Raw genomic sequence first — 13678 nt, 5'->3', positions numbered from 1 at the left:
GGCCGGAACACGCGTGCCTTCCTCCCCTCCAGCACCGTTGACCCGAGCGGGCACCATTCGGGAACGTCCAGCTCCCGCCAGATGTCCGCCCTTCACATCCCCCTTACGAGAGCCCGCTCACCATCCCGGGGAGGGGCGCCCCCGAGCGTCGTTAAGGTGAACTCATGAGCTACCCAGCCCGCTTCGACCGCGGCCACACCGACGACCTCATGACCTTCCTCGCGGCGAGCCCCACGCCGTACCACGCCGTGGCGAACGCCGCCGAGCGGCTGGAGAAGGCCGGATTCCGTCAGGTCGCCGAAACCGACGCGTGGGACGGCACGAGCGGAGGGAAGTTCGTGCTGCGCGGCGGCGCGATCGTCGCCTGGTACGTGCCCGAGGGCGCCGGACCGCACACCCCGTACCGGATCGTGGGCGCGCACACCGACTCCCCCAACCTGCGCGTCAAGCCGCTGCCGGACACCGGCGCGCACGGCTGGCGCCAGGTGGCCGTGGAGATCTACGGCGGACCGCTGCTGAACTCCTGGCTGGACCGTGACCTCGGGCTGGCCGGCCGGCTGACGCTGCGCGACGGCTCGACGCGCCTGGTCAGCATCGACCGGCCGCTGCTGCGCGTCCCCCAGCTCGCCGTCCACCTCGACCGTTCCGTCTCCACCGAGGGGCTCAAGCTCGACAAGCAGCGCCATCTCCAGCCCGTCTGGGGACTGGGCGGCACCCACGAGGGCGACCTGATCGCGTTCCTGGAGGAGGAATCGGGTCTGCAGGCCGGCGAGATCACCGGCTGGGACCTGATGACCCACTCCGTCGAGCCGCCGGCCTACCTGGGCCGCGACCAGGAGCTGCTGGCCGGCCCCCGCATGGACAACCTGCTGTCCGTGCACGCGGGCACGGCGGCACTGGTCGCCGTCGCCACGGCCGCCGGCACCGGCACCGGCACCGAGCTCCCGTACATCCCCGTCCTCGCTGCCTTCGACCACGAGGAGAACGGCTCGCAGAGCGACACCGGCGCCGACGGTCCGCTGCTCGGCGGCGTGCTCGAACGCTCGGTGTTCGCGCGGGGCGGCACGTACGAGGACCGGGCACGCTCCTTCGCGGGCACCGTCTGCCTCTCCTCCGACACCGGCCACGCCGTCCACCCCAACTACGCGGAGCGGCACGACCCGACGCACCACCCGCGCGCCAACGGCGGCCCCATCCTCAAGGTGAACGTCAACAACCGCTACGCCACCGACGGAGCGGGCCGCGCGGTGTTCGCCGCCGCCTGCGAGAAGGCCGGCGTCGACTTCCAGTCCTTCGTCTCCAACAACTCCATGCCCTGCGGCACCACCATCGGCCCGATCACCGCGGCCCGCCACGGCATCAAGACCATCGACATCGGCGTGGCCATCCTCTCGATGCACAGCGTCCGCGAACTGTGCGGCGCCGACGACCCGTTCCTGCTGGCCAACGCGTTGGTGGCGTTCCTGGAGGGATAGTCCTCGTGAGATGACGCCGAACGGTGCCACCGAGCGGCGAGTGAGCGCCTCCGCATGTCTCGCTGGGTCCCGGGTACTCGGAACGAGCCCGGAAAAAACGCGAGTTGCTACTCCAAGGAGGCGACACCCATGGGCCTGGGCGGCTGCATCATCCTGATCGGCGCGGGGGCCATCCTCACGTTCGCGACCGACTGGCACATGAAGGGGGTCAACCTCGACCTGGTCGGCATCATCTTCATGGTCGTCGGACTGATCGGGGTACTGACGTTCAACAGCATCGCGAGGAGGCGGCGCGTGGTGGTGCCGCCGAGCACCCCGGTGATCGAGGAGGAGCGGCACCCCCGCGGCGGATACGGCGTGTGACCGCAGGTCAGTCGTCCATCCCCGCCAGCACCAGGGGCAGCCGCGGCGCACCGCCCGCGGTGAGGCGGACCGGCACACCCCAGTCCTGCTGGTGGACGTGGCAGGCCGGGTACTCGTTCGACGGATCGTCGTCGCAGGACGCGGCCATCGCGGAGACGTGCAGGACACCCTCCGTGACGGCCGGGTTCAGCTCCAGGGCCCGGGAGAGATCCGTGCCCGCCCCCTCGCCGTCGAGCAGCAGCTCGGGCGGGGTCGAGGAGACGAGCAGCCGGGTGGACGGGCCGTAGCGGGTGTCCAGCTTCTGGCCCGCCGGAGCCTGGAAGATCACGTCCAACCGGAGCCCGCCCGGGGCGACTTCGGTGGCGGCGCGCTGCGTGCGGTGAGCCACCGACTCCACCCTCACGGCCTCCTCGGGCAGACGCAGCCGGGTCAGCCGGTGCCGGGCGGACTCGACGACCACGATGTCGTCCCCGACCAGGACCGCGTCGCTCGGCTCCCGCAAGTCCGTGGCCAGCGTGGTCACTTCACCCGTCGCCGGGTCGTAGCGGCGCAGCGCGTGGTTGTACGTGTCGCTGACGGCGACCGAGCCGTCGGGCAGCGCCGTGACCCCCAACGGGTGCTGGAGCAGGGCCTGTCCGGCGGCGCCGTCACGGTGCCCGAAGTCGAACAGGCCGGTGCCGACGGCGGTGTGCACGCCGCCGTCGAGGCCGACCCAACGCAGCGCCGAGGTCTCGGAGTCGGCAACCCAGAGCCGGTCGGCGGTGGCCGCCAGCCCGGACGGCTGGGCGAACCAGGCCTCGGTCGGCGGCCCGTCGACGAGCCCCTCGTTCGTCGTGCCCGCGGCGACCTCGACGGTCCCGTCCGCCGGGTCGTACGCCCACAGCTGGTGCACCCCGGCCATGGCGATCCAGACCTTGCCGCCGAAGACCGCCACGTCCCACGGCGAGGACAGATCGACCTCGCGCGCCGGGCCGGACGTCGGCGATCCCTGCCACCACTGCCGGCCGGTCCCCGCGAGGGTCGTGACCTCGCCGGTCGCGAGGTCCACGCGGCGCAGGGCGTGGTTCACGGTGTCGGCCACCACGACCGACCCGTCCGCGCCGAGCAGGGCCAGCCCCTGCGGCTCGCTGAACCCGGCCGCGTCCGCCGGCCCGTCCACGAACCCGCGCTCGCCGGACCCGACGCGCCGCACGACCGTCTCGCCGTCCGCCCCGAGTTCCACCAGCTGATGCCGGGTCGTGTCGCTGACCAGGAAGTTCCCGTTCGGAAGGGCGAGCGCCTTGCCGGGGAAGCGGAGCGCGGTCGGCTCGGGCTCCGGCGCCACATAGGGCCCGTCGCCGCGCCGCAGCGTCCCCTTCGCCGCGTGCTCGGCCTCCAGCTCCTCCACCAGCCGGGCGATCGCGTGCGCGTGCCCCTCCCCGGCGTGCTGGGCGACGACGTATCCCTCGGGGTCGATCACCACGAGCGTGGGCCAGGCCCGCACCGCGTACTGCTTCCAGGTGGCGAGTTCGGGGTCGTCCAGCACCGGGTGCTCGACGCCGTACCGCTCGACGGCGTCGACGACCGCCTGGTGCTCGGCCTCGTGCACGAACTTCGGCGAGTGCACCCCGATGATCACCACGGTGTCCCGGTGCTTCTCCTCCAGCTCCCGCAGCTCGTCCAGGACGTGCAGGCAGTTGATGCAGCAGAAGGTCCAGAAGTCGAGAATGACCACACGTCCTCGCAGGTCGGCGAGGGTGAGTTCGTTGCCTCCGGTGTTCATCCAGCCGCCCTTGCCGATCAGCTCGGGGGCGCGGACACGGACACGGCGGGGCGCGGGGGCGGCGTCGTTCATGCTTCAAGCATGCCATCCGGGCAGGAACGTACCGCCTGCCGCTCAGCCGAGGGCATGCCCCGTGGTGGCGTCCACATGGTCCGGGATCTCTTCGTGGTGGTCGCCGACGGTGAGGGTGCCCGTGGGTTCGAACAGCAGGATCGCCGCGCCCGTCGGCGCGCTCGGCTTGTGTTCGGTGCCGCGCGGGACGGTGAAGACGGAGCCCTTGGGGAGGACGACGGCCCGCTCGCCGGCCGGCTCCCGCAGGGCGATGGTCAGCTCGCCCTCCAGGACCAGGAAGAACTCGTCCGTGTGGTCGTGCGTGTGCCAGAGGTGCTCGCCCTCGACCTTGGCCACGCGTACGTCGTAGTCGTTGACGGCGGTGACGATCCGGGGGCTCCACAGGTCGGAGAAGGAGGCGAGGGCGGCGGGCAGGGAGACGGGTTCGTTGGCCATGCCGTCATCCTCGGCCTGGTCCGGCGGGTCCACGAGTGCTAGAAATCGCACATGCCGCAAGGATCCTCGCACCCCGCCCCCGAGACCGCACCCGGCGACGCTCCCGACGCCGCACCCGGAGCCACTCCGGGGGCCGTCCCCGGGGCCGCCGCGCACCGGGTCGTCCTGATCGTCGACGAGAACTCCAACCCCTTCGAGATGAGCTGTGCCATCGAGGTCTTCGGGCTGCGCAGGCCCGAGCTGGGGCGGGAGCTGTACGACTTCCGGCTGTGCGCGGCCACCGAGCGCACCCGGATGCGGGACGGGTTCTTCACGCTCGCCGACGTCGCCGGGCTGGACGCGGCCGAGGACGCCGACACGCTGATCGTGCCGAACCGGCCCGACACCGACGCACCGCGTTCCCCCGAGGTCCTGGACGCCATACGCCGGGCGCACGCGCGGGGCGCGCGGTTGATCGGATTCTGCTCCGGCGCATTCACACTCGCGGAAGCCGGGCTGCTGGAGGGGCGGCGGGCGGCCTGCCACTGGATGTGGGCGCCGTCGTTCCGGGCGCGCTTCCCGGAGGTGCGACTGGAGCCTGACGTGCTGTTCGTGGACGACGGGGACATCCTCACCGCGTCCGGCAGCGCGTCGGCGCTCGACCTCGGGCTGCACGTCGTACGGCGCGACCACGGCGCCGAGATCGCCAACGCCGTCAGCCGGCGGCTGGTCTTCGCCGCGCACCGCGACGGCGGGCAGCGGCAGTTCGTCGAGCGCCCCGTGCCCGACGTACCGGACGAGTCCCTCGCGCCGCTGCTGGCCTGGGCACAGGAGCGGCTCGGGGAACCCCTCACGGTGGCCGGCCTCGCGGCGCACGCCGCGCTCAGCCCGGCCACCCTGCACCGGCGTTTCCGGACCCAGCTCGGGACCACCCCGCTGGCCTGGCTGACCGGGGAGCGGGTGGCCCTGGCCTGCCGCCTCATCGAGCGGGGCGAACACCGGATCGAGGTCGTCGCGCGGCGCAGCGGCCTCGGTACCGCCGCGAACCTCAGGGCGCGGCTGCGGCGGGAGACGGGACTGAGCCCATCGGCCTACAGGCGGCGTTTCGGACCGGCCACGGGGGAAGCCGTGACGGTATGAGATTCCTCGTGCGCGACCGGCTCCTCGGCTTCGGTGACGACTACTGGATCGAGGACGAGCACGGCAACAAGGTGTTCCTCGTCGACGGCAAGGCGATGCGGCTGCGGGACACGTTCGAGCTGAAGGACACGCGCGGGCGCGTCCTCATCGACATCCACCAGAAGATGTTCGCCCTGCGGGACACGATGGTCATCGGGCGGGACGGCGAGACGCTGGCCACCATCCGGCGCAAGCGGCTGTCCCTGCTGCGCAACCACTACCGGGTGGCCCTGGTGGACGGTACGGAGCTCGACGTCAGCGGGAAGATCCTGGACCGGGAGTTCGGCGTCGACTACGACGGGGAGCTGCTGGCGCAGATCTCGCGACGGTGGCTGCGGGTGCGGGAGACGTACGGCGTCGACATCGTCCGGGACGACGCGGACACCGCGCTGCTGATCGCGGTGGCGGTCTGCGTGATCCACCTGGCGGAGAAGGAGCACGGCGGGGACTGACCCGGCGCCGCGCGCGTCGGCCGTCCAGGCCGGCTGTGTCCATCGGCCGTGCGCGTCAGTCGCCGGCGTCGGCCGTGCGCGTCGGTCGCGTGCGTCGACCGCCCCCGACAACGGCGTACGTCTGTCGCATGCGTCAGCGGCGTCCGTCACTTTCGCATGCGTCATCGGCATGCGCCTGTCGCATGCCTCGGCGGCGTGCGTCGGATGCCTGCGTCGACCGCCCGCGCCGGTACGGAGTGTCAGCCGCGTGGCGGTGTGAGCCCCAGTACGCGGTCCTTGAGCGCCGGGAACTGTTCCCTCGTCGTCGCCACCTTCCCCGGGTCGAACTCGACCGTGAGGACCTCCTCCCCGGGACCCGCCTCCGCGAGGACCTCGCCCCAGGGGTCGACCACGATCGAGTGACCGGCCTGGGGAACGTCCGCGTGGGTGCCGGCCGTTCCACAGGCGAGTACGAACGCCTGGTTCTCGACCGCCCGGGCCCGGGCGAGAAGGGTCCAGTGGCCGCGACGGCGCTCGGGCCAGCCGGCGGGGACGACGAAGACCTCGGCGCCCGCGTCGACGAGCCCGCGGAAGAGCTCGGGGAAGCGGAGGTCGTAGCAGGTGGCGACGCCGACGGTGGTCTCCGGGAGGCGGACCGTCACCAGTTCGCCGCCCGCGCCCATCAGCACGGCCTCGCCCTTGTCGAAGCCGAAGCGGTGGATCTTGCGGTAGGCGGCGGCCAGGTCGCCGGAGGGCGAGAAGACGAGGGAGGTGTTGTAGAGCGTTCCGTCCGGGGCGCGTTCCGGGATCGAGCCCGCGTGCAGCCACACGCCCGCGTCGCTCGCCGCCTTCGCCATGACCTCGGCCGTCGGTCCGTCCAGGGTCTCCGCCTCCGCGGCGAACGACTCGTAGGCGAACGCCCCGGTGGTCCACAGCTCGGGCAGCACCACCAGATCCACTCCGGCTTGTTCTCGTACCAGAGCGGCCACCCGCTGCCGACGCGAATCGACCGATTCAGTGGCTTTTACGTCGATCTGGAGCAGAGAGGCGTGCACACTACCACCGTCCTGGCATTCGAGCCGTCCATACGGGCCTACGATCGTCACACGAAAGCACTGCCGGGGTGCCTCACAGCAGCGTAACTTAGCGTTCCAAGACACCCACTGCCCGCGTACCGACCGCCCGAGGGGTCCCGTTCCGTGAGTCTGCATCCGAGCCTTCAGTCCTACGCCGACGCCTGGACCCACTCCATCGATGCGATATCCGAGTTGGTGTCGCCGCTGGTGGAGGGCGAATGGAACCGGCGGACGCCCTGCCCCGGCTGGTCGGTACGGGACCTGGTGTCGCACGTGATCGGGCTCGACTGCGAGATGCTGGGCGATCCGCGGCCGATCCACACGCTCCCCCGGGACCTGTTCCACGTCACGAACGAGCACCAGCGCTACATGGAGATGCAGGTCGATGTGCGCCGCCACCACACGGCGCCCGAGATGACCTCCGAGCTGGAGTACACGATCATCCGCCGCAACCGTCAGCTGCGGAACGAGACGCGGCAGCCGGACACCAAGGTGCGCGGGCCGCTCGGCACCGAGGTGACCCTCGAACACGCCATGCTGAACCGCGCGTTCGACGTGTGGGTGCACGAGCAGGACCTCCGGGCCACCCTCGGCCGGCCGGGCAACCTCGACTCGCCCGGCGCGCAGATCGTCCGCGACCAGCTGCTCGCCGCGCTGCCGAAGGTGGTGGCCAAGGACGCGGGGGCGCCCGCGCATTCGGCGGTCGTCTTCGATGTCCACGGGCCCGTGGAGTTCCTGCGCACGGTCCGCGTCGACGCCGAGGGGCGCGGTTCGATAGACGGTGCCCCCTCTCTCGGCCCGGCCGCCACCCTCACCCTCGACTGGGAGACCTTCTTCCGGCTGGCCTGCGGGCGCGTGACCCCCGAAGCCGTCTCCGACCGCATCAAGACCGAGGGCGACCCGGACCTGACCACGGCGATCCTCCGCAACTTCACGGTCACGCAGTAACGAAGGGCGGGCCCGGGCGGTCCGGGGTCCGCGGCAACGGCGCCGGAAACGGCGCGGACCGGTCGCCTCCGCCCGAGCGGAGCCGGCAGCTCGGGGGAAGGGTGGGGGCGGGGCGAGGAGTACCGGCGGTGACTACGCCGGCACGTGCACCGTCTCCACCCGGCTCGCGACCAGCCGCTCCCGCTCCCTGCGCGCCGCCTCCTTGCGCAGCCGGAAGATCTGGCTCAGCCCGACCGCCTGAAGGACGAACACCGCGGAGAACGCGACCCGGTAGTTGTCCCCGGTCGCGTCCAGGAGCACCCCGATCGCGAACAGCGTCGTCATGGAGGCGACGAAACCACCCATGTTGGTGATCCCGGACGCGGTCCCCTGCCGCTCGGGCGGATTCGCGGGCCGCGCGAAGTCGAACCCGATCATGGAAGCCGGGCCGCAGGCCCCCAGCACGGTGCACAGCGTCACCAGCAGCCACATCGGCGCGTGCTGCGCGGGGTAGGCCACGGCGCTCGCCCACGCCACCGCGGTCGCCGACACCGTCCCGAGCGCCAAGGGCAGCCGCGCCGCGTGGTGCCGGGCGACGATCTGGCCGTAGACGAGTCCGACGAACATGTTGGACAGGACGACGAGGGTGAGCAGTTCACCGGCCGTCGCCCGCGACAGGCCCTCCGCCTCGACCAGGAACGGCATGCCCCACAGCAGCAGGAACACCATCGCCGGGAACTGCGTCGTGAAGTGCACCCACATGCCCAGCCGGGTGCCGGGCTCGCGCCAGGACGCCAGGATCTGCCGGCGCACATAGGCGGCCCCCTGGTGCGGGAACGGCTCCGGCTCGTGACCCTCGGGGTGGTCCTTGAGGAAGAGGAGCAGCAGGACGAGGACGACCACGCCCGCGAACGCGCTGCCCGCGAACGCCGCCGTCCAGCCGACCCCGTGCAGCAGCCGCGCGATCACGAGGGTCGACACGAGGTTGCCCGCCATGCCGACGAGCCCCGCGAGCTGAGCGACCAACGGTCCGCGCCGGGCCGGGAACCAGCGGGTGCCCAGCCGCAGCACGCTGATGAACGTCATCGCGTCCCCACAGCCCAGCAGCGCTCGCGAGGCCAGCGCCATCCCGTACGAGGACGAGAACGCGAAGCCCAGCTGTCCCGCCGTGAACAGCAGGACGCCGAAGGTCAGCACCCGCTTGGTGCCGAGCCGGTCGACGAGCAGCCCGACGGGTATCTGCATGCCCGCGTAGACGAGGAGTTGGAGGATCGAGAAGGTGGAGAGGGCGGAGGCGTTCACGTGGAATCGGTCCGCGGCGTCGAGTCCGGCCACCCCGAGCGACGTACGGAAGATGACCGCGACGAAATAGACGGCGACACCGATGCCCCAGACGCCGACGGCGCGGCGGCCGCCGGGTGGATCACCCGGCAGTGACACGGCCGAGTGGGAGCTCATCGCACCTCTCCCCGCGCCAGGTTCGAGAACCAGCTGACGTGGCGGTGGACGATGCCGACGGCCGCTTCCGCGTCGCCGGACCGCAGGGCTTCGAGGATCTCCTCGTGTTCGGTGAGCGTCTTGGTGATCCGGTCGGGGTGCGCGTGCATGACGGCCACTCCCATCCTCAACTGACGGTCGCGGAGCTGGTCGTAGAGACGGGAGAGGATCTCGTTGGCGCCACTGCGGACGATCTCCGCGTGGAAGCAGCGGTCGGTGACGGCGGCGCCCGCCAGGTCGCCCGCGGCGGCCTGTTCCTTCTGCTGGGCGAGGAGTTCCTCCAGCCGCGCGATGAGCCGCGGCGCGGCCGGTACGGCCTTGCGGACCGCGTGCTCCTCGACGAGCTGGCGGGTCTCGACCACGTCCGCGATCTCCTGCGCGGAGACGGGCAGGACGAGCGCGCCCTTCTTCGGGTAGAGCCTGATCAGGCCCTCGACCTCGAGCCGGAGCAGCGCTTCGCGCACCGGTGTACGGGACACCCCGACGGCGTCGGCGAGTTCGCCCTCGGTGAGCAGCGTCCCCCCTTCGTAACGGCGTTCCAGCACACCCTGCTTGACATGGGCGTAGACCCGCTCGGCGGCGGGCGGCTGTTTCACCGGAGGGACGGCGTGCGGGGCGGACACGGGTGGGGCGGCAGGCATGCGCACATCATAGATACAACACGCACGCATCGCGGTCGCCCGTCCAGGATGCGGACCAGCGCGACCCGACGGCTTCTCGCGCGTTCACCTTGGGGCTCCCGACGTAACCCACGTCACATCATTCGGTTCCCTTTTCCGTGCATCCCTTTGGGCGCGTGGGGAGTCCGTACGTGAGACGGCACTGCCATGTGCCGTTCTCCCAGGGGCATTTCGCGCATTCGGAGCGTTCATTTTGATTACCGGCATTAAGGGCACGCGTTTCCGCAGGGCCGCCGCTGTGACCGTCACGACCGGCGCTGTTCTGGCCGCCGGAGCCTTCGGCGCGGCACCCGCGGGTGCCGTGACCACGCCCACGATCGCCGCCAAGGGCGGCTACGTGATGAACAACGGCACGGCCAAGACCCTCTACACCAAGGCCGCTGACACCAGGCGTTCCACCGGTTCCACCACCAAGATCATGACCGCCAAGGTCGTCCTGGCGCAGTCGAACCTGAACCTGGACGCCAAGGTCACCATCCAGAAGGCGTACAGCGACTACGTGGTCGCCAACAACGCCTCCCAGGCCCACCTGATCGTCGGCGACAAGGTCACCGTCCGTCAGCTCCTCTACGGTCTGATGCTGCCGTCCGGCTGCGACGCCGCGTACGCGCTCGCGGACAAGTACGGCTCGGGCTCGACCCGCGCCGCCCGTGTGAAGTCGTTCATCGGCAAGATGAACAGCACGGCGAAGTCCCTCGGCCTGACGAACACCAAGTTCGACTCGTTCGACGGCATCGGCAACGGCAACAACTACTCGACCCCGCGCGACCTGACGAAGCTCGCCAGCAGCGCGATGAAGAACAGCACGTTCAAGACGGTCGTGAAGACCAAGTCGTACACGGCGAAGACCGTCACGAAGACCGGCGGCACCCGCACCATGGCCGCGTGGACCAACACCAACGGTCTGCTCAGCAGCTACAGCGGCACCATCGGCGTGAAGACGGGCTCCGGCCCCGAGGCCAAGTACTGCCTCGTCTTCGCCGCCACCCGAAACGGCAAGACGGTCATCGGCACCGTCCTCGCCTCGACGTCCATCCCGGCCCGCGAGTCGGACGCGAAGAAGCTGATGAGCTACGCCTTCGCCAAGTAGTCCTCCCCTCGGGGAAAGCACCACCCGCAGACGAGAAGGGGGCCCGCCGCGAACAGCGGCGGGCCCCCTTCGTCGCACCCGCCGCTGTCGCGGAACGCCGTTCCACCCATGTGATGACCCCGTGACGGTCTCCCGGCCAGGCACCGAACAGCCATACGATGAAGACCGAGTTGCCGATGTGACGAGGGGGAGCGGCACGCATGGGCGATACGACGGGTGGGCGCAAGGACCTCCAGATCCCCGACTCCGGGCTGAAGAAGCTCGCCGAGGATCTGCACGCCATGCAGGACCACCTGAACAAGCAGGTCGAGCGGATGGACACGATCGTCGACGGCATCGAGGCCGGCTGGCGCGGCCCGGCGGCCAAGGCGTACCGGACCTTCCACCGCGCGGCGGCGGAGGACGCCGTACGCATCCGCGAAGTGATGGAACTCCTGGAACAGGCCGTGCGGATGAGCCGGGGCGGCTTCTCCCGGCTGGAACTGGACACCCTGGAGAACTTCCGCAGGATCCAGGTCGGCGCGGACATCACGAGCGAGATGGACAAGCTCTCCACCCCGGACCCGGCCGCGACGCAGCAGCCCTCACGCCCGCACAGCAGCCTCGACGCGATGTGACCTCGCGCGGGCACCACGACCAGCAGTGAGCCAACCCGGGGGGATACGGATGTCGGCCGACGACGACCGCATAACAGTGGCCTTCGCCACTCTGAGACACCTCACCATCGAGCTGGAGGACATCCTCAAGCAGCTCAACGGCAGACTCGACGACCTCTACGACCGCGTCGAGCCGGTCGTCCTGTCCTGGCAGGGTGAGACCCGCGAGGTCTTCGTCGACAAGCTCGACGAGTGGAGCCACTCCGCCGAGGACCTCCAGGCCGCCCAGAAGTGGCTGCACGAGATCGTCACCTCGGGACATGTCAACTACGCGGCGGCGCACCGGGCGGTGCTGCGCGGCTGGGGGGCCGCCTGATGGGAACCCCCACTCCGCCCCAGGGCGGGACCATCGACGTCAAACCGTCCGATCTGCACCGGGTGGCCGGCGCGTTCGCCGGACAGCAGACGCCCTTCGACAAGGCCGCCAAGGATCTGGTGACGGCCCTGGAGAAGTACCCCGACGCGGGCGGGTACGGCACCGCGGCCCATGCCTTCGCCACGGCGTACGTCGAGGTCGGTAACCGCTACCTGGAGGTCTGGGCCAAGAGCGTGGTCAGCGTCGGAGGCGCCGCCGTCGGGTTCGCCACGACCGCCAACAACTACTCCAGGGCCGAGGCCGCCAACGACGCCTCCGGCAAGACGCCGGCCCAGGTGCAGGCACCGCCGGTGGTCATCGACAAGGCCCCCGACTACGGACCGGTCCCGGACCTGAAATGGGGTGACGACGACGGCGGTGACGACTTCATCCGCTCGCTGCTCGAATACGTCCCCGACGTCGTCTGGCACATCCTGCGGCCCCTGCTGGAACACGCCTTCCGCTGGGGCAAGGTCGCCGAGGTCTACCCGTTCCCCCAACAGCACTACCTCAACTCCCTGTCCCAGTCCTGGGCGGACATGACCATGTCGCTCTCGCTGACGGAGAGCACGCTGACCGGTCAGGTGAGCGGGATCACCCAGCAGAGCAACAGCGAGTGGTACGACGCCATGCGCCGGTTCTGCAGTTCGCTGTGGGGCACCACCGCCTGGGGCAAGCACACCGGCGGCTACGAGTGGCGGCACGACAGCTCCGCCGCCCAGACCGCGACCCACCCGGTCATGACCGTCCTGTTCGACTCCGCGATGAAGATCAGCGACCGGCTGCGGGACTTCGCCGAGGCGGCCGTCGAGCTGAACCACGACGTCTGGGAGATCTACTCCAAAGCCGTGAAGCAGGCCGTCGGCGACCTCGACCTCAGCCACCTCGACGTGGGGGACCTCAAGGAAGGCGCCAAGGCGGTGGGCCGCTTCTTCAAGGGGCTCGCCAAGGGAGCCGTGGAACTCGGGGCCGAGATCACGCTGAACATCGACACCGCGGCACTGAACGCCGTCGTGGAGAAGTACAACAGCAGGGTCGACGCGCTCACCCCCCAACTCCGCGCGCTCAAGAGCGATATCGACGAGGCGTATCGGCAGGCCCCCACCTATGCCGCCGAAGAGGCCCGCGCGGAAGCTTTCGGGGCGCGCTCGCTCAACGAATTCAAGAAGGAACACAAGTACACCAAGGACGACGATGAGAAGAACCACTTCTACCCGCTGGACCTGGCCAATGACGAAGGGCTGTACGGCGGTCACTCCATCGACAAGCACGTGGGACTGAGCGACGACCAGCTCAAGGGCCGACTTCGCGACGATTCGAGTGCGAGCTCGGCCTCGACCTTCAAGGATCTCCCGTCCGCGCAGCGCTACACGCAGGCGGCTCTCGACGACATCGACAACGCGGACCGCATCGAGAAATGGATCGAACGGGTCGAGAGAAGGAAACGGAACAACCCGGGCTGGGATCCCAACAATTCAAAGATCCAGCCACCGGTCGAACTCTCCTTCACCGACGTGACCGGATCGACGGTCAGCAGCGCGGACTACGCCACCGCCGGCGATCGGGCCCAGGTGAACGATACGCACCGGGTGCGGGTCGTACTACGATACCGCGACGGACTCGACCCTCCCTTCACCGTCGTCACGTCAATGCCGGTGAACTGAGAAACAGAACCGGCGACTTACGCAATAACGGTGGTCC

14 protein-coding genes are annotated in these 13678 nt (G+C 70.2%); 9 read left to right on the top strand and 5 right to left on the bottom strand.

Annotated features, from left to right (window positions below):
- The first annotated feature begins 164 nt into the window (after nucleotides 1–164).
- Nucleotides 165–1475, top strand: coding sequence for a M18 family aminopeptidase (locus OHB41_RS24765; RefSeq protein WP_266700382.1), 1311 nt, complete (start codon nucleotides 165–167; stop codon nucleotides 1473–1475).
- Between the two features lie 129 nt (nucleotides 1476–1604).
- On the top strand, nucleotides 1605–1838 hold the full coding sequence (locus tag OHB41_RS24760) for a DUF6458 family protein (RefSeq protein WP_266700381.1): 234 nt from the start codon (nucleotides 1605–1607) through the stop codon (nucleotides 1836–1838).
- 7 nt (nucleotides 1839–1845) lie between these two features.
- Here the strand turns inward: OHB41_RS24760 and OHB41_RS24755 are convergent, their stop codons facing one another.
- Nucleotides 1846–3672, bottom strand: a complete 1827-nt coding sequence (locus OHB41_RS24755) for an NHL domain-containing thioredoxin family protein (protein ID WP_266700380.1) — start codon at nucleotides 3670–3672, stop codon at nucleotides 1846–1848.
- A 42-nt stretch (nucleotides 3673–3714) separates the two neighbouring features.
- Nucleotides 3715–4107 carry a cupin domain-containing protein gene (locus OHB41_RS24750; protein ID WP_266700379.1) on the bottom strand — a complete coding sequence of 131 codons (393 nt, stop codon included), beginning with the start codon at nucleotides 4105–4107 and terminating at the stop codon, nucleotides 3715–3717.
- Between the two features lie 51 nt (nucleotides 4108–4158).
- Between OHB41_RS24750 and OHB41_RS24745 the strand changes: the two genes are divergently transcribed.
- Nucleotides 4159–5226 carry a GlxA family transcriptional regulator gene (locus tag OHB41_RS24745; RefSeq protein ID WP_266700378.1) on the top strand — a complete coding sequence of 356 codons (1068 nt, stop codon included), beginning with the start codon at nucleotides 4159–4161 and terminating at the stop codon, nucleotides 5224–5226.
- Entirely contained in the window at nucleotides 5223–5717 is a 495-nt protein-coding gene (locus tag OHB41_RS24740) for an LURP-one-related/scramblase family protein (RefSeq protein ID WP_266700377.1), read from the top strand. The genes OHB41_RS24745 and OHB41_RS24740 overlap by 4 nt, the downstream gene beginning before the upstream one ends.
- Before the next feature lie 239 nt (nucleotides 5718–5956).
- Here OHB41_RS24740 and OHB41_RS24735 read toward each other — a convergent pair whose 3' ends face one another.
- The gene (locus OHB41_RS24735; protein WP_266700376.1) at nucleotides 5957–6751 is read right to left on the bottom strand and encodes a carbon-nitrogen family hydrolase; all 795 of its coding nucleotides are present in this window, start codon (nucleotides 6749–6751) and stop codon (nucleotides 5957–5959) included.
- A 144-nt stretch (nucleotides 6752–6895) separates the two neighbouring features.
- Here OHB41_RS24735 and OHB41_RS24730 point away from each other — a divergent pair, with 144 nt between their 5' ends.
- Nucleotides 6896–7720: a maleylpyruvate isomerase family mycothiol-dependent enzyme gene (locus OHB41_RS24730; RefSeq protein WP_266700375.1), complete on the top strand. Its 825-nt coding sequence runs from the start codon at nucleotides 6896–6898 to the stop codon at nucleotides 7718–7720.
- Nucleotides 7721–7852: 132 nt separating this feature from the next.
- Here OHB41_RS24730 and OHB41_RS24725 read toward each other — a convergent pair whose 3' ends face one another.
- Entirely contained in the window at nucleotides 7853–9157 is a 1305-nt protein-coding gene (locus tag OHB41_RS24725) for an MFS transporter (protein WP_266700374.1), read from the bottom strand.
- The gene (locus tag OHB41_RS24720) at nucleotides 9154–9837 is read right to left on the bottom strand and encodes a GntR family transcriptional regulator (RefSeq protein ID WP_266700373.1); all 684 of its coding nucleotides are present in this window, start codon (nucleotides 9835–9837) and stop codon (nucleotides 9154–9156) included. Before OHB41_RS24720 ends, OHB41_RS24725 begins: the two co-directional genes overlap by 4 nt.
- 232 nt (nucleotides 9838–10069) lie before the next feature.
- Here OHB41_RS24720 and OHB41_RS24715 point away from each other — a divergent pair, with 232 nt between their 5' ends.
- From OHB41_RS24715 to OHB41_RS24700, 4 genes are all read left to right on the top strand, one after another.
- The gene (locus OHB41_RS24715) at nucleotides 10070–10966 is read left to right on the top strand and encodes a D-alanyl-D-alanine carboxypeptidase family protein (protein ID WP_266700372.1); all 897 of its coding nucleotides are present in this window, start codon (nucleotides 10070–10072) and stop codon (nucleotides 10964–10966) included.
- Between the two features lie 200 nt (nucleotides 10967–11166).
- On the top strand, nucleotides 11167–11583 hold the full coding sequence (locus OHB41_RS24710; protein WP_266700371.1) for a WXG100 family type VII secretion target: 417 nt from the start codon (nucleotides 11167–11169) through the stop codon (nucleotides 11581–11583).
- Nucleotides 11584–11632: 49 nt separating this feature from the next.
- Complete coding sequence (locus OHB41_RS24705; RefSeq protein WP_168529138.1) at nucleotides 11633–11938, top strand: WXG100 family type VII secretion target; 306 nt, start codon at nucleotides 11633–11635, stop codon at nucleotides 11936–11938.
- The gene (locus OHB41_RS24700) at nucleotides 11938–13641 is read left to right on the top strand and encodes an RNase A-like domain-containing protein (protein ID WP_266700370.1); all 1704 of its coding nucleotides are present in this window, start codon (nucleotides 11938–11940) and stop codon (nucleotides 13639–13641) included. Before OHB41_RS24705 ends, OHB41_RS24700 begins: the two co-directional genes overlap by 1 nt.
- Nucleotides 13642–13678 lie beyond the last annotated feature (37 nt).

Origin of the sequence: Streptomyces sp. NBC_01571 (assembly GCF_026339875.1) — a bacterium.
Lineage (GTDB): Bacteria > Actinomycetota > Actinomycetes > Streptomycetales > Streptomycetaceae > Streptomyces.
This window is presented reverse-complemented; position numbering and strand designations above follow the sequence as displayed.